The organism is Campylobacter concisus, from assembly GCF_003048445.1.
Classification (GTDB): domain Bacteria; phylum Campylobacterota; class Campylobacteria; order Campylobacterales; family Campylobacteraceae; genus Campylobacter_A; species Campylobacter_A concisus_BF.
Window position 1 is genome coordinate 17,956 of the sequence record NZ_PIQW01000004.1, and the last position, 16,423, is coordinate 34,378.

At 39.4% G+C, this 16,423-nt stretch carries 14 protein-coding genes and 1 tRNA gene; 8 read left to right on the plus strand and 7 right to left on the minus strand.

All coding sequences use genetic code 11. The features are described from left to right. Nucleotides 1-36: 36 nt before the first annotated feature. The gene (gene ribD, locus CVT14_RS03115) at nt 37-1,104 is read left to right on the plus strand and encodes a bifunctional diaminohydroxyphosphoribosylaminopyrimidine deaminase/5-amino-6-(5-phosphoribosylamino)uracil reductase RibD (protein ID WP_107849668.1); all 1,068 of its coding nucleotides are present in this window, start codon (nt 37-39) and stop codon (nt 1,102-1,104) included. On the opposite strand, the gene CVT14_RS03120 is transcribed toward ribD, so the two are convergent. The 3 genes from CVT14_RS03120 to CVT14_RS03130 all read right to left on the minus strand — a co-directional run bounded on the left by CVT14_RS03120 (nt 1,101) and on the right by CVT14_RS03130 (nt 2,460). Further along, a complete protein-coding gene (locus CVT14_RS03120) occupies nt 1,101-1,964 on the minus strand; it encodes a VIT1/CCC1 transporter family protein (protein ID WP_107849669.1) in 864 nt (287 codons plus the stop codon). The two genes, ribD and CVT14_RS03120, sit on opposite strands and share 4 nt — an antisense overlap. A gap of 60 nt (nt 1,965-2,024) precedes the next feature. Beyond that, nucleotides 2,025-2,109, minus strand: a tRNA-Leu gene (locus CVT14_RS03125). 48 nt (nt 2,110-2,157) lie between these two features. Then, nucleotides 2,158-2,460: a F0F1 ATP synthase subunit C gene (locus tag CVT14_RS03130; protein ID WP_004317263.1), complete on the minus strand. Its 303-nt coding sequence runs from the start codon at nt 2,458-2,460 to the stop codon at nt 2,158-2,160. Between the two features lie 206 nt (nt 2,461-2,666). On the opposite strand from CVT14_RS03130, the gene CVT14_RS03135 reads away from it, so the two are divergent. From CVT14_RS03135 to pckA, 7 genes are all read left to right on the plus strand, one after another. Beyond that, nucleotides 2,667-4,013, plus strand: a complete 1,347-nt coding sequence (locus tag CVT14_RS03135) for a sodium-dependent transporter (RefSeq protein WP_107849670.1) — start codon at nt 2,667-2,669, stop codon at nt 4,011-4,013. Next, entirely contained in the window at nt 4,013-5,344 is a 1,332-nt protein-coding gene (locus tag CVT14_RS03140) for a sodium-dependent transporter (protein ID WP_107849671.1), read from the plus strand. The genes CVT14_RS03135 and CVT14_RS03140 overlap by 1 nt, the downstream gene beginning before the upstream one ends. 1 nt (nt 5,345) lies before the next feature. After that, nucleotides 5,346-6,698, plus strand: coding sequence for a sodium-dependent transporter (locus tag CVT14_RS03145; RefSeq protein ID WP_021089637.1), 1,353 nt, complete (start codon nt 5,346-5,348; stop codon nt 6,696-6,698). Beyond that, nucleotides 6,691-7,212: a TRAP transporter small permease subunit gene (locus tag CVT14_RS03150; RefSeq protein ID WP_107849672.1), complete on the plus strand. Its 522-nt coding sequence runs from the start codon at nt 6,691-6,693 to the stop codon at nt 7,210-7,212. Before CVT14_RS03145 ends, CVT14_RS03150 begins: the two co-directional genes overlap by 8 nt. Next, a complete protein-coding gene (locus CVT14_RS03155) occupies nt 7,200-8,588 on the plus strand; it encodes a TRAP transporter large permease (RefSeq protein ID WP_103598946.1) in 1,389 nt (462 codons plus the stop codon). The genes CVT14_RS03150 and CVT14_RS03155 overlap by 13 nt, the downstream gene beginning before the upstream one ends. Nucleotides 8,589-8,710: 122 nt before the next feature. Beyond that, on the plus strand, nt 8,711-10,513 hold the full coding sequence (locus CVT14_RS03160; protein ID WP_021089694.1) for a biotin/lipoyl-containing protein: 1,803 nt from the start codon (nt 8,711-8,713) through the stop codon (nt 10,511-10,513). A gap of 106 nt (nt 10,514-10,619) precedes the next feature. Next, nucleotides 10,620-12,194, plus strand: coding sequence for a phosphoenolpyruvate carboxykinase (ATP) (gene pckA / locus CVT14_RS03165; protein ID WP_199907320.1), 1,575 nt, complete (start codon nt 10,620-10,622; stop codon nt 12,192-12,194). A gap of 649 nt (nt 12,195-12,843) precedes the next feature. On the opposite strand, the gene CVT14_RS03175 is transcribed toward pckA, so the two are convergent. From CVT14_RS03175 to CVT14_RS03190, 4 genes are all read right to left on the minus strand, one after another. After that, nucleotides 12,844-13,536 (minus strand): aspartate/glutamate racemase family protein, encoded by a 693-nt coding sequence (locus CVT14_RS03175; protein WP_009294309.1) that lies wholly within the window; start codon nt 13,534-13,536, stop codon nt 12,844-12,846. Nucleotides 13,537-13,701: 165 nt separating this feature from the next. Next, on the minus strand, nt 13,702-15,057 hold the full coding sequence (locus CVT14_RS03180; RefSeq protein ID WP_021084182.1) for a cation:dicarboxylate symporter family transporter: 1,356 nt from the start codon (nt 15,055-15,057) through the stop codon (nt 13,702-13,704). Between the two features lie 11 nt (nt 15,058-15,068). After that, a complete protein-coding gene (locus CVT14_RS03185) occupies nt 15,069-15,563 on the minus strand; it encodes a peptidylprolyl isomerase (RefSeq protein ID WP_021085768.1) in 495 nt (164 codons plus the stop codon). A gap of 11 nt (nt 15,564-15,574) precedes the next feature. Beyond that, nucleotides 15,575-16,282: a YebC/PmpR family DNA-binding transcriptional regulator gene (locus tag CVT14_RS03190; protein WP_021093135.1), complete on the minus strand. Its 708-nt coding sequence runs from the start codon at nt 16,280-16,282 to the stop codon at nt 15,575-15,577. Nucleotides 16,283-16,423: the final 141 nt, after the last annotated feature.

A 16,423-nucleotide genomic window follows, 5' to 3' on the forward strand; every position in this document is an offset into this window, starting at 1 on the left:
ACGGCAAAGGCTAGTGTGTTTTTTAAAGAGGCATGGATGAACGATGAATTTTACATGGGCCTTGCTTTAAGGGAGGCTTGGAAATTTCAGATCCTGACCTATCCAAATCCAGCCGTTGGATGCCTTATCCTTGATGAAAATGGGCAAATTTTATCTTGCAAGGCTCATGAAAAGGCTGGATATTTACACGCTGAACCAACAGCGATACTCTTTGCGCTTTGCAAAAAAAGTGAAAAATTTAAAGATGATTTTATAAAAGCGTATAACGCTAAATTTAGCTCCGATATAAAAATAAAAGAGAATGAATTCGGCCTTTTAGAGCCAAAATTCAGCTACGAATTTATACTAAACAACCACTCAAATTTATTAAAAAATGCAAAAGCTTACGTCACTCTTGAGCCTTGCTCGCATCACGGCAAAACACCACCTTGTGCAAATTTGCTAAAAGAGCTTGGTTTTGGTGAGGTCATAATTGGCAGCCACGATGAAAATAAAATAGCAAGTGGCGGTGGAAATTTACTTCAGAGCGCTGGAGTGAAAGTTAAATTTGGCATTTTAAAAGAGCGCTGTGATAAGCTACTTGAGCCATTTTTGGCATATCAAAATGGTGGATTTAGCTTTTTAAAAATAGCTCTTAGTAAAAACGGCGTGGCAAGTGGTGGCATCATCACAAATGAGCTTAGCCGCATGCATGTGCATAAACTTAGAAGCGTTATAGATACGTTGGTGATCGGTGGCAACACGGTGCGGATAGACCGACCAAGGCTCGATACTAGACTTATAAAAAATGGCAAAAACCCAGACGTCATAATCTACTCAAGAAGTGATAAATTTGATGAAACATTGCCACTTTTTAGCGTACCAAATCGCAAAGTTAGCGTTCAAAAAGAGCTAAATCTAAAAGGACTTTGCATGTTTGAAGGAGCAGGCGAGTTTTTAAAACTTGCAAAAGAGGGCAAGCTAGCAAATGTAAAGTGGCTACTTATCTATCAAAGCTCAAATTTTAAAATTGGTGAAAATTTAAGACTTGATTTAAATTTAAAACCACTTTTTAGTGGGAATTTTGGGGATGATAGTTACACTTGGTATGAAATTTTGGATTAAACATCTAGTCCAAAATAGTGTTTGACTAAAAAGCCGATGCCAAAAGATATTATCGCGACACCAAAAGTTATCACGCACATCTCAACCACTCTTGGTAAAAATTTAAGCTCCTTTGCCACGCTTATGTAAAAATTGTAAGTAATAATGGCAACTAGTGCAAAGAAAAACATCGATAAAACGGCGTAAAGACCGCTTGTAAAGATAAAAAATGGAAGTATCAAAAATGCAGTTGTTATGATGTATGAACCGCCTGTGTAGAGCGAGTAGGTAAGTGGTTTTATCTCGTCGCTTGGATTTTCTTTTGACTCAAGATATGCTGAGCCGGCCATAGAGAGTGCAGCTGCCACGCCCATGATAAGGCCTGTTGCGCCAACTGATTTTGTGTTTGAAAATGCAAGTGCGATACCGCTAAGTGTGCCTGTTAGTTCAACTAACGCATCATTCATGCCAAGCACGATGCCACCAGCATTTACGAGCTTTGTGTCTTTTAGCATGGAGATTAGACTATTTTCATGACTCATCTCCTCTTCGTAAATATCACGAGCTTCAGGATACTCATCTACGATGTCAAGATAAAATTTCTCAGCATTTTCTTCGCGTGACTCCATAAATTTCAGAGTAAAAGAGGTGCCAAAAATTTTAACAAGTATTGTGTATAAGATGACTTTAAATAAATTTGCACTTCTGCTTTCACCAGTTATCTTTTGACAAAAAGCATAGTGGCGCCTCTCTTCTGCGATTAATTTTCGAAGTATTTTTTTATTATCATCGTCTTTTTCGCTAGCTTCTAGAAGTGAGTATATAGCAACATCGTCTGCTTCGTTTTGTAATTGTTTTAAGGCACGTTTTTTATCTAACATAAAATTTTCCTTTTTTATAGCTTAGAAATTTAAGATTTTGATTTAGAAAGAGAGATAAGATGGTGCGATCAGCGAGACTCGAACTCGCACACCTAACGGCACTACCCCCTCAAGATAGCGTGTCTACCAATTCCACCATGATCGCAAAAAAGAACAAAAGCCCCAAAAGAGGGGCTAAATTTAAGCTTTACGCTTAGCCAAGCATTGGGTTTGCGTAAAGAACGATAAGTGTAATAACAAGTGCGTAGATAACTTGTGCTTCGATCATCGCAAGAGCGATAAACATTGTAGTCATAAGTTTGCTACCTACACCTGGGTTTCTAGCTGTTCCGCTGATAGTTGCAGCAGCTGTGTTACCCATACCTATAGCACCGCCAAGAGCTGCAAGGCCAAGGCCGATACCGCCAGCGATAACTGAATATGATCTGATCATCTCGCCATCAGCGCCAAATGCGAATGCAGCAAGACCAAGAATTAAAAACACGATCTTTTTCATCGTTGCTCCTTTAAAATTTTAAAGCTCTTTCGGATCTGTCCCCTACTTAAACTTTATGAGCCGTAATATTACAAAAACAAAACTTTGTTTCAAATAAAAACACTAAAAATTTAAATTGCCTATAAAAAATTCTTGGCTTAGAAAAATGAAAGTTTTTTTATGCTATCTTTGAAAGAATTTAATTTATTCTTAATCTTAGGTTTTCAATGATAAACGAGAAATTTTCAAAGATAGGTTTTGTCCTTGCGATGGCTGGTTCTGCTGTGGGTCTTGGCAATGCCTGGAAATTTCCTACGATGGTGGGAAATAACGGCGGTTCGGCATTTATAATTTTATATTTGCTTCTTACATTTGCTATCGCATTTGTGGCGTTTTTAGCGGAGCTTAGCATCGGCAAACTTGGCGAAAGCGACATCGTAAGCTCACTTTACAAACTCGCTCCAAAAAATAAAAAAGCTTGGTCGCTCTCTGGCTTTTTCATGATCGGCGCGATACTTATAGCTTCATTTTATATGGTTGTTATTGGCTGGATTTTAAAGTATATCTATCTTAGTTTTTCGCCACTTTTATCTGATACAAAAGCTGCAGGCGAGCAGTTTAACACGCTTTTATCAAATGATCTAAGCAGTGCCGTGCTATGTTTTAGTTTAGTCTTTTTGATGGTCTTTTTTGCCGTTTCAAAAGGCGTAAAAAGTGGCATAGAAAAGCTAAATATATGGATGATGCCAAGCCTTTTTGTCTTGCTGGTTTGCATGCTTTTTTACGCGCTTAGTATGGGTGATGGCTTTATTAAGGCGGCTAAATTTTTATTTGTACCAAATTTTAGTGCGATCACGCCAGATGTTGTCTTACAAGCTCTAGGCCTTGCGTTTTTCTCGCTATCTATGGGCGTTGGCGTCATACCGACATACGCTGCAAATTTACCAGAGCGCACAAATTTAATAAAATCAACGCTTTCTATCATCTTTATAAACATCTTAATAGGCATTATGATGGGGCTTGTCGTATTTACCTTTATATTTGCTTATGGAGCTGATAGCACGGCAAGTGGCCCAGGCCTTATCTTTATCTCGCTTGTCACACTTTTTGCAAAGCTTGGCATCGTTGGCAATGTCATGGCGGTCGCATTTTTTGTATCGCTATTGTTTGCTGGTATTACGAGCGCGGTTTCGATGATCGAGCCTTTTGCCTATTATTTGGTTAGGAAATTTGAAATTTCAAGAAAGATGGCGCTTCTTTACATCGGCGCTTTTGTCTATATCTTGGGCATCTTTTGCATACTTTCATATTATTCAGATACATCAAGTGCTTTTAGTGTTTGTGGTAAGCCATTTTTTGACGCGCTTGACTTTCTCACATCAAATATCATGATGCCAATAGGCGCTATCGTATTTAGCTTTTTTGTTGGCTATAAACTTAAAAAAGAGAGTTTATATCTGCTCTTTGGCGATTTTATGGGAAGAGCATTTTTTGAAATTTGGTACTTTTTCTTAAGATATGTCGTGCCAGTTGCCATTTGTGCGATAATGATCTACCAGATGGCAGGTAAATAATGGCAGAAAGATTTAGTAAAATTGGCTTTGTCTTATCGATAATTGGAGCGGCTATCGGCCTTGGTAATGCGTGGAAATTTCCATATATGGTCGGCAGTAACGGCGGTTCGGCATTTATCCTTATATATCTATTTTTTGCCTTTGCTGTTGGTCTTAGCATATTTTTTGCTGAGATGGCGATGGGTAAAATTTCACGCCTTGATACGGTTGGAGCGTTTAAATCTCTAGCTACAAAAGGGGCAAGCTCTTGGAAATTTGCCGGTGTTATCATGGTGACTGGGCTATTTATCGCCTCTTTTTACACGCTCATCATTGGCTGGGTTTTAAAATACGTCATTTTAAGCTTTGGCGAGCTACCTAAAGATATGGCAAGCTCAGAGACGCTTTTTGTAAATTTCACTTCAAATGGCATAAATGAACAAATTTTATACTTTAGTATCGCATTTTTTGCCTACTTTTTCATCCTTACAAAAGGCGTAAAAAGCGGCATCGAGCGCATAAATGTCTATCTCATACCAGCTCTTTTTATCTTGCTTTTGCTTATGCTTGGCTATTCTTTTGGCATGGAGGGCTTTGATAAGGCGGCTAAATTTCTACTGGTGCCTGACTTTTCAAAGATAGATCAAGCAGCTGTTTTAAACGCTCTTGGACTTGCTTTTTTTACGATGTGCGTTGGTATCGGCTGCATCCTTACCTACTCATCAAGTCTAAGTGATGATACAAATTTATTTACCTCTTCGCTCTATGTCGTCTTTGCAAATATCATAATAAGCGTCATCATCGGCCTTATCGTCTTTACATTTACATTTGAGTTTGGCTCAGAGCCATCAAAAGGCGCAGGGCTTGCTTTCATCTCGCTACCAACGCTATTTGCTAAGCTTGGATTGCTTGGAAATTTCTTGGCATTTACATTTTTTATATCACTATTTTTTGCTGGCATCACCTCAGTTATCTCGATGGTTGAGCCATTTATATTTTTCTTAAGCAAAAGCCTAAAATTTAGTAGAAACAAATCGATCCTAATCGTTGCTTGCGTGGTTTATATCTTAGGAATTTTATGCGCATTAAGTGGCACAAGCGAATTTAAAGATGCGCTTACATTTTTTGGTAAGAGCTTTTTTGACCTGCTTGATTATCTCAGCTCAAACATCATGCTTCCACTTGGTGGCATCTTGTTTGCTATCTTTGTTGGCTACTTTATGAAATTTGAGCTTTTAAAAGAGCTATTTGTGCCTTATATGGGCAAGGTTGTATTTAAAATTTGGTATTTTTTAATTAGATTTGTGGCTCCACTTTTAGTTCTGGTGGTGTTAATAAGGGAGATCTCATAATATGGCAAAAGAACAATTTTCTAAAATAGGCTATGTCCTAGCAGTCGCTGGATCGGCTGTCGGACTTGGAAATGCGTGGAAATTTCCATACATGGTTGGTGAAAACGGCGGTTCGGCGTTTATTATCCTATATCTTTTGATAACTTTTCTAGTCGGCGTGCCTATCTTTATGGCGGAGCTTAGTATTGGTAAGCTTAGCGAGAGCGACAGTGTAAATGCTTTTAGAAAGCTAGCAGCTAAAAATAAAAATTTATGGCAGCTGGTTGGAATTTTAGCCATGGTCACAGCAGCTATCATCTCATCATATTACATCGTGATAATAGGCTGGGTCTTTAAGTATTTTGTCCTATCTTTTTCTGGCTTGCCAAGCGATATAGATAGCTCAAAAGTGATATTTAACGATCTTTTGACGCATGGTCTTGGCGAGCAGACGCTATATTTTGTTATAGCATTTGCAGCTTGCTTTTACATCCTTTCAAAAGGCGTAAAAAGTGGCATAGAAAAGCTAAATGTTTGGATGATGCCAAGCCTATTTATCATGGTTTTGATCATGCTTATATTTTCTATGACGATGGATGGCTTTTCTAAATCAGCCGAGTTTTTGCTCATCCCTGACTTTAGTAAAATTTCATTTAACTCGCTCTTGCTGGCACTTGGTCTTGCATTTTGGACGCTATCTCTTGGCATGGCAGCGATCATTACCTATTCAGCCAGCTTAAGCGATGATACAAATTTAGCCACTTCAACGCTAAGCATTGTCTTTATAAACATCGCGCTTGCTATTATGATAGGTCTTGTTATTTTTACCTTTATATTTGAATTTGGAGCTACTCCGTCTCAAGGACCAGGTCTTGTTTTTATCTCGCTGCCAACGCTATTTGCTAAGCTTGGTGTGATAGGTCAAATTTTGGCTGTGGCATTTTTTGCTGCACTTATCTTTGCTGGTATCACATCAGCGATCTCTATCGTTGAGCCATTTGCATTTTTCTTGATCAGAGAGTATGGCATGAGCAGAAGAAAGGCTCTTAGTATAGTTGGAGCTGGGATTTTCATAGTGGGATTTTTATGCCTTTTATCAAATATAGAAAATGTTGGCGATAAATTTATGCTCTTTGGTAAAAATTTCTTTGATTTTCTTGATTTTACCGCTTCAAATATCTTGCTACCAATTAGCGGCATCGGTGGGGCGATATTTGTAGGATATTTTATGAAAAGAGATGCTTTATATGTGCTATTTAGCCCATATATGAGCGATTTTGTATTTAATGCATGGTATTTTTTACTAAGATATGTAGCACCAGTTTGTGTGCTCATTATCATGATAAATGAACTATTAAAGGTTTTTAATGGATAAGGTTGAGAGATTTTTTAACAAAGCTGGCGATATAGTCGGCTATATTTGTATGTTTATTATGGCTTTGATGATAATAGACGTATTTTTTAACGTTGTGGCAAGATACTTTTTCTCTTACGGCAACGTTGCATTTCAGGAGCTTGAGTGGCACTTTTTTGCCGTGATATTTCTACTTGGCATGAGCTATGCTCTAAAAGAGGACGCACATGTTAGAGTTGATATCTTTTATGCTAAATTTTCAGAAAGAAATAAAGCTCTTGTAAATATGCTTGGTACTGTATTTTTTATCATACCATTTGCGCTTTTGGTTTCAAATTTATCATTTGGATTTGTAGGAGATGCTTACAGCTCGGCAGAGGCCAGCGCAGATCCAGGCGGTCTTACCCATAGATGGATCATAAAAGCGATGATCCCTTTTTCATTTTATGTGCTTGTATTTTTTGCGATCGGCTTTTTTATAAAAAATTTAAATCGCTATAAGAAAGCTAGTAAGGAGAAAATATGGCGGGATTAATAATGTTTATAGCCGCGCTATTGATGCTTGGCATTGGCTTTCCAGTGGCATTTACCTTTGGTGCGGTTGCGATGATATTTGGCATGGTTGGCAGCGTCGTAGAGAGCCTTAGCGATGGCGATGGACTACTTGGCAGTATAGAAGTATTTAAAGATATGTTTAACTTCATGCCTTATAGGATTTTCTCTATCATGGAGAGTAGAATTTTCATAGCAGTTCCACTCTTTGTCTTTATGGGCGTCGTGCTTCAAAAGTCAAAGCTAGCTGAGAGATTACTTGAGAGCATGGGTATGCTATTTGGCGAAATTCGCGGCGGTATCGCGATAAGTACCATTTTAGTTGGAGCGCTTCTTGCTGCATCAACTGGCGTTGTAGGTGCTAGCGTTGTTGCTATGGGCGTTATAAGCTTACCTGTAATGCTAAAGTATAAATACGACCAATCCCTTGGTTGTGGCACTATATGCGCTGCTGGTACGCTTGGTCAGATCATCCCGCCTTCTATCGTGCTTATCATCTTGGGCGACATCTTCTCAGTGCCAGTTGGCGAGCTTTTTCACCAAGCCATTGTGCCAGGATTCACGCTAGTTGGAGTTTATATAGTTTATATTTTGATAGCTGCTTATCTTAAGCCAGAGGTCGCTCCTATCGTAAAAGATGAGAGCGGCGTTAGTAAATTTAAGCAGATCGTTAGAGCGCTAATTGCGATCTTTCCGCCACTTTTGCTAGTTATTTGTGTGCTAGGATCCATTTTTGCAGGTATCGCTACACCGACTGAAAGCTCAGCATTTGGCTGCGTTGGCGCTATCATCTTGGCAATATTTTATAGGACATTTTCATTTTCTATGATGAAAGAGGCTTTGGCTGAGAGCGTAAAAACTACAGCTCTAGTCTTTGCTATACTTGTTGGTGCGACTGCCTTTTCTATGGTCTTTAGCTACACTGGAGGCGATGAGATAGTTGAAAATTTCATGACAAATTTACCAGGCGAGAAGTGGGGCTTTATCATCTTTAGTATGGCTGTTATCTTTGTGCTTGGCTTTTTTATAGATTTTGTTGAAATTTCATATATCGTGCTTCCTATCTTGGTGCCAATCGCCGCAAAGCTAGGCATAAACCCAGTCTATCTAGCGATCTTAGTTGCTATGAATTTACAAACTTCATTCTTGACGCCGCCATTTGGATTTAGTCTATTTTTCTTAAGATCAGTCGCACCTGCTGAGATAAAAACAGCTGCTATTTATAAAGGCGTGGTGCCTTACATCATCATCCAAGTGGCAGTTTTAGTCTTTTTCTGCGTCTTTTTGATGGAGATAAAGCCGATGCTTGATGCGAGCCACGGCGGATTATTTAACTTCTTACTCTCACTTTTTAAATGATATAAAAGTTTTTGGTTGTAAAATACCAAAAACAAGCAAAATGGCTAATTTGAGTTTCTGTCAAATTTAGCCATTTTTTATGACCGCTTTTTAGTAAATTTATAAATTTAATGAGGTGAAATATGGCAAAGAAATTTATCGATGTTATGGATACGACCTTTAGAGATGGCTTTCAGTCGGTTTATGGCGCTAGAGTGCTTATGAACGACTTTTTGCCCGCGCTTGAAGCAGCCAAAGAGGCTGGCATAGAGCATTTTGAATTTGGCGGAGGAGCGAGATTTCAAAGCCTTTATTTTTACCTAAATGAAGACGCTTTTGCGATGATGGATAAATTTAGAAGTATCGTAGGACCAAAAGCAAACCTTCAAACCCTAAGCAGAGGCGTAAATACCGTCACACTTGACACCGGTAGCCGCGAGCTAATCGACCTTCACGCAAAACTTTTCAAAAAACACGGAACTACTACCATTAGAAATTTTGACGCACTAAATGATGTTGAAAATTTAAAATATTCAGGCGAGAGGATCGCTCATCACGGGCTAAAACACGAAGTCGTCGTTACTATGATGGATCTGCCTAGTGGCTGTGTGGGCGCTCATGATGTTAAATTTTATGAGAAAATTTTAAGAGAAATTTTAGATGCAAATATCCCTTATCATAGTGTTTGTTTTAAAGATGCAAGTGGCACAAGCAGCCCACAAAAGGTCTATGAAACCATAAAAATGGCTAGAAAATTGTTGCCAGAAAAAACTCACATAAGACTTCACACACATGAAACAGCAGGCGTAAGTGTGGCTTGCTACCTTGCAGCGCTTGAAGCTGGCGTTGATGGTATAGATCTAGCCGCAAGCCCAGTAAGTGGCGGCACAAGTCAGCCAGATATCCTAACCATGCTTCACGCAGTAAAAGGCAAAAACTACGATCTTGGCGGACTTGATGTGGAGAAAATTTTAAAATACGAAAGTGTTTTGAATGACTGCTTAAAAGAGTATTTCTTACCGCCTGAAGCTGTGCAAGTAAGCCCTCTAATACCATTTTCACCTATGCCTGGTGGCGCGCTCACTGCAAATACCCAGATGATGAGAGATAATAACATCTTAGATAAATTCCCAGAGGTCATCCTTGCTATGCGCGAAGTGGTGCAAAAGGGCGGATACGGCACTTCAGTGACTCCTGTTAGCCAGTTTTACTTCCAACAAGCCTTTAACAACGTGATGTTTGGCAAGTGGAAAAAGATCGCTGAGGGATACGGCAAAATGGTGCTTGGCTACTTTGGCAAGACACCAGTTACGCCTGATAAAGAGATCATTAAGCTTGCAAGCGAGCAACTAGGGCTAAAACCAACTACAAAACACGCTGTTGATATAGCTGACAAAGATGAGAGCAAGTCGCTTGCGCATGTAAAAGAAATTTTAAAACAAAATAAGATCAAAGTTACCGAAGAAAACGTCTTTATAGCAGCAGCTTGTAAAGAAAAGGGCATCGCGTTCTTAAAAGGCGAAGCCAAAGTAAATGTAAGAAAAGTAGATCCAAATGCTAAAGCAAACGAGGGCAGACAAACTCAAAGTGGCAGATATAGCGTCGTCGTAAATGGTAGCCGCTACAATGTCGAAGTAAGCGAAGGCTTTAACGATAGCATCCAAGTAAAATCAATCACCGAAGTTGAAGGCAAGAGCGTAAAAAATGCCAAAAGCGCAGCAGCAGGCGCAACAGAAAATGATATCGTTGCAAGCTTGCCAGGTGCTGTGCATAAAATTTTAGTTAGCGCAGGAGACCATGTCAAAAAAGGCCAGGCCATAGTCGTGCTTGAAGCGATGAAGATGGAGATAGAGGTCAAAGCCCCAAAAGATGGCGTCATAGGCTCTATTGAGGTTAGCAAAGGTCAAAGTGTCGCGAACAATCAAGTGGTGGCTAGATTTAAATAAATTTGCCACTTTTAAAAAGATAGTGTTAAGCGAAATTTGATTAACATTTTGATGACTTTTAGGTCAGAATTTATAAAGAAACGAAAATTTAAAAGGAAACAACATGATAAATAAGCTAGACGAGCTAGGTCTAAAAGAGATCAAAAAGATAAATCATAATCTAAGCTACGACGAGCTTTTTGAGCTTGAAAAGGCGAACAACGAGGGCAGAGTCTCTAGTAACGGCACATTTATGGTTGATACTGGAATTTTTACTGGCAGAAGCCCAAAAGATAAGTATTTCGTCAAGCAAGATCCAAGCCAAAAATACATCGCTTGGGGCAAGATAAATCAGCCTATCACAAAAGAGCTATTTGATAAGCTTCTTAAAAAAGCAAAAGATCAGCTAAGTGGTAAAGAAATTTTTATCCAAGACGCATTTTGTGGAGCTAGTAAAAAGAGCCAAAAATCAGTCCGTTTTGTCACTGAAGTAGCGTGGCAAGCGCACTTTGTAAAAAATATGTTCATCCGTCCAAGTGAAGCAGAGCTGGCTAAATTTGAGCCTGATTTTGTAGTATATAACGCTTGCAAGACAAAAAATGAGGACTACAAGGCTGACGGGCTACATTCAGATGTCTTTGTCATCTTTAACGTCGAGGAAAATGTCGCAGTGATCGGTGGCACATGGTATGGCGGTGAGATGAAAAAGGGCATTTTTTCTATGATGAACTACTGGTTGCCACTTGAGGGCAAGCTAAGTATGCACTGCTCTGCAAACGTAGGCGAGAAGGGTGATACGGCGCTATTTTTTGGCCTATCTGGCACTGGTAAAACGACACTTTCAACCGATCCAAAACGCAAACTAATAGGCGATGACGAGCACGGTTGGGACGATGATGGGGTATTTAACTTTGAGGGTGGCTGCTATGCAAAATGTATCAACCTTGATCCAAACAGCGAGCCAGAAATTTACGCAGCGATCAGGCGTGACGCACTACTTGAAAACGTCGTGGCTGACGAAAACGGCGTGGTTGATTATAAAGATGGCTCAAAGACTGAAAACACACGCGTGAGCTATCCGATCTATCACATCGACAACTACGAGCCAAGCTCAAGTGCTGGCCATCCAAAAAATATCATCTTTTTAAGCGCTGACGCTTTTGGCGTGCTTCCTCCAGTTGCAAAGCTGACAAAAGAGCAGGCGATGTATTATTTCTTAAGTGGCTACACAGCAAAAGTTGCTGGCACAGAGCGCGGTATCACCGAGCCAGTCGCTACTTTTAGTGCTTGCTTTGGCGAGCCATTTATGCCACTTCACCCAACTGTCTATGCAAAACTACTTGGTGAGAAGATCGATAAGCACGGCGTTAATGTCTATCTTGTAAATACAGGCTGGAGTGGCGGTGCTTACGGCGTTGGCAAGCGTATGAGCATAAAAGCAACACGTGCTTGCATAAATGCAATCCTTGATGGTAGCATCACAAAATGCGAATTTGAAAATTTTGATAAATTTAACTTCGCTATCCCAAAAGAGCTTGATGGTGTCGAGACAAAACTACTAAATCCAATAAATACATGGACACACCCAGCTGAGTACAATATTTCACGCGACAAGCTTGCAAAAATGTTTGTTGAAAATTTCAAACGCTACGAAGATGTAAAAGAGGGCGTTGAGTACGCCAAAGCTGGTCCAAAAGCTTAAATTTATAGCCTTGTGGGTATTTTGCCTACAAGGCTTTTTAAATTTAAATTATCGTAAAAATTTTAGAGCTATAAATATAGCTCTTTTTCAAATTTCTAATATAAAATTTAAAACATTTTGCGAAATAGCTCGGTCAAATTTAACGAGACTTTCTAAAATTTCTAACCAAAAGCCACTCTTTATAAGCCTGAAAAATTTAATTGCCTAATACCAGAAATTTTAATACAAGCGATCCTTTTAGTTAAAAATCAAATTTCAGCCCGAATGCCCCAGTTAAATTTAAAATATTTTGTAGTCTCTTTAAATCTCAAAATTTCTAATATAAAAAATTATTGTTAAATTTATTGTAAGTAGCGTGGTCTTTAAAGTTAAATATTAAAATTTGTCAGGACACCCCATGTTAAATTTAAAACAAAATGCTCTATTTCAGAAAAAGTTTATAAAAATTTCTCACTAAAGAGCTATTTTTACTAAGCTCAAAAAATAATACAAGTGGTCTTTGTAGTTAAAAATTTAAAATTTAGCCAGAATACTCCAGCTAAATTTGATCTCAAATTTCAACTATAAAAAGTCGTTGTTGTGTTCAGTATAAGTTGTAGGGTTTTTGTAGTTAAAACAAAAATTTAGCCAGATATCTGGCTAAATTTAATCAAAATACTCTCTTTTCTAGTCCAAATTCTACACCAGCTTTTGCCAGCTCAAATGTCGCATCTATAAACTTATACTCGCTGCTGATAAATGGTAAAAACATCGGTATCTCGGTGCAGCCTGCGATATAAACGTCAGCTTCAATGTTTGAAAGCACTTCGTAAAACACTGGCACATACTCTTCTAGCTTGCCAGCTTTGACGCCTTTGTAGATGCACTCCATGATGACATCTTGCGTCTCTTTGCTAAAATCCACGCTCTTTAGCCCGCGCTCTTTTAAAATTTGATCATAAACGCCAGCCTTTTTTGTGCCACTTGTTGCGATGACAGCGATATTTTTAGCGTGTGGATATTTCTTTTGCAAGGCATCTACTGTAACTTTTGCAATGTGCAAAATTTTTACTCCAGCCTCTTTTTCTATGCTTGGAGCAAAGTAGTGAGCTGTGTTACAAGCCATTAGCATCGCCTCGCAGCCAGCATTTTTTAAAAGTTTAGCACTTTGAATTAGCTTTGGAAGCGGACTTTCTCCCTCGCCCATGATAAATTTTGTCCTATCTTCTATCTGCGCGTATGAGTCGATAACAATGTGTAGGTGCTCTTGATCGCAAGTTGCTGGGGTTATATCGATGATCTTCTTGTATAAATCAGCCGTGGCAAGTGGTCCCATGCCGCCTATGATGCCTAATGTCTTCATAACTCCTCCAAATTAAAATTTTCAATAATTATAATATTAGTTTCTATATTTAAAAATAAAATTTCTAAATTTTCATTGGGTATTGTAAAAATAGGGGATAAGCACTTTAAGTTTTGAAGTAAATTTTAAGATAAAAAGGGGCGATTTGCCCCTTAAAAAATTCTATTATGAGTGGAAGTGAAATTCGTCTGGATGATCTAGTGCGTATCTAAATTTTTCCATATCGACCTTTTTATCCCAGATAGATACGATCATGCAGCCAACGGCATTACCGCAAAGGTTGCCAACAGCACGCATCTCTGACATAAATTTATCAACGCCAAGTAGCACAGCCACGGTGACTACTGGTATGCCAGTGCTTGGAAGTGCGCTTAGTGTGCCAGCAAGGACGACAAAGCCAGATCCTGTAACGCCAACCGCGCCTTTACTTGTGATCATTAGCACGATTAGTATGCTTATTAGATGCTCAAAACTTAGCGGGATATTAAATGCTTGAGCTAAGAAGATAACGCTTAGGCTTAGATAGATGTTGGTGCAGTCAAGGTTAAACGAGTAGCCAGTCGGGATGATAAGGCCAACTGCGCCTCTATTTATGCCAGCTGCTTCTAGCTTTTGCATAAGTGGTGCAAGAGCTGTCTCGCTCGAGCTTGTCGCAAAAACGACCAAGACCTCTTTTGAGATAAAGCGCATAAATTTAAAGACATTGACCTTGGCAAAGTAGCAAATGACGCCAAGCACGACAAAGATGAAAAAGCAGCTTGCAAGTGCCATAACAACAAGAAGCTCCATCATACCAAGAAGCGTTCCGATGCCAAATTTACCGATCAAGTAAGCCATCGCCGAAAAGGCCGCCACTGGGCTAAATAGCATAAGCCAAGTAAGTAGCTTTAAGACGTAGTGCTGGATAAATTCAAGCGGTTTTAGACAAGCTTGCTTTTTATCATGCGCAAGTAGTGAAAGCACGATAGCAACGACTATCGCCATGAAAAGCACTTGAAGTGTGTTTGACTTTATGAATGGATCAAGTATATGCACGTAAGGGAAGATGTCATCTACTGGCACAGCGCCTCTTAAAAGATGAAGCGTATGTGCTAAAAAGCCGCTATTTGCGTCCATGTTGCCAGCTTGAGATGTAAATTTAGCCACGCTTGAGGCGTCAAGCTGGGTGTAGTCAAGGTTCATGCCATGTCCTGGACGAAGCGTCTCGCCAAAGATGATACCAACAGCAAGAGCAAGCGTGCTAACTATCTCAAAGTAGATAAACGCCTTAAGCCCGATGGTGCCAAGATCTTTTAGGCTCTCAAGTCCGACGATGCCTGAAACGATCGTTAAAAAGATGATAGGGCCGATTAAAATTTTAAGGGCTTTTATAAAATAATCAATGCCTGGCTTGCTTGCTATACCAAGCTCAGGTGCGACCATACCGACGATAACACCGCCAACTATACCTATCACAACCCAAATGGCGAGATTGGTAAATAGCCTCACAAAGAGACTTTTTTGCGTTTTTGCACTCTCCATAAATTCCCCTTTTATAGGCTCTCTTTGATCTCTGCTGAGAGGATCTTGTCGCCTTGTCTGATAGCATCAAGCACCTTTAGGCTCTCGTCATCAACGCACTTTCCAAAGACTGTATGCACGCCGTCAAGATGAGGTTGCTTGCTGTGGCAGATGAAAAACTGCGATCCGCCAGTGTCACGACCTGCGTGAGCCATGCTAAGGCTGCCACGCTCGTGTTTTACCTTTTGGTTGTCGCATTCGCATTTTATCCTCCAGCCAGGACCGCCTGTGCCTGTGCCATTTGGGCAGCCGCCTTGGATGACGAAATTTGGTATAACTCTGTGAAAATTTAGGCCATTATAAAAGCCTGTTTTTATCAAATGGACAAAATTTGCAACAGCTTGCGGTGCATCCTCCGCAAAAAGCTCAAGTTTGATATCGCCTTTTTCTGTCTTTAAAACTGCAAATTTATCTTTTTTTAGCTCGTCTAAATTTATATCATAAACTTTTAACTCATCAAAACGCATGTTGCTCCTTTTTACTCGATATTTGTATAAACTGCTTGGACGTCATCATCGTCTTCTAGCTTGTCAAGAAGCCTCTCAACCTCAAGCATTTGCTCTTCATCTAGGCTCACGGTTTGATTTGGTAAGTACTGAAGTGAAGCTTTTTTAACTACTAAATTTAGCTTCTCTATGCCTTCATGAAGTGTGCCAAAATTTGCGTAATCGCCATAAACAAATAGTGCGTTTTCATCTTCTTCGATGTCGCTTAGTCCATAATCAATGAGCTCAAGCTCGATCTCTTCGATATCAGCACTTGGTTTTTCAAGCTCAAAAACGCTCTTTCTTGTAAACATAAAGCTAAGGCTGCCACTTGGCAAAATTTCTCCGCCATTTTTGCTAAATATCGCTTTTACATTTGCAACTGTTCTTGTTGGGTTGTCAGTAGCACACTCAACGATGATTTGCACGCCGTGAGCTGCTTTGCCGTCATAAAAGATAGTCTTGATATCAGCGCTATCTTTGCCATTTGCTCTTTTTATAGCCGCATCGATGTTATCTTTTGGCATATTTTCAGCTTTTGCTGCTGCGATGGCTGCACGAAGTTTTGGGTTCATATCTGGATCACATCCGCCATCTTTTGCCGCTACTGTTATAGCCTTTGCAAGTTTTGGAAATACCTTGCTCATCTTATCCCATCTAGCTTCTTTTGCCGCTCTTCGGTACTCAAATGCTCGTCCCATAAATATCCTTAAATAAATTTTTTACGGATTATAACTAAAAAAATTTTATACTTTTTTAAAACATTTTTAGTTTGCTAGCTAAAGCGCCTAATTTGTAAATTTGGAAATAATATTTGGTAAAAATTTAAGCTAAAGGCATAT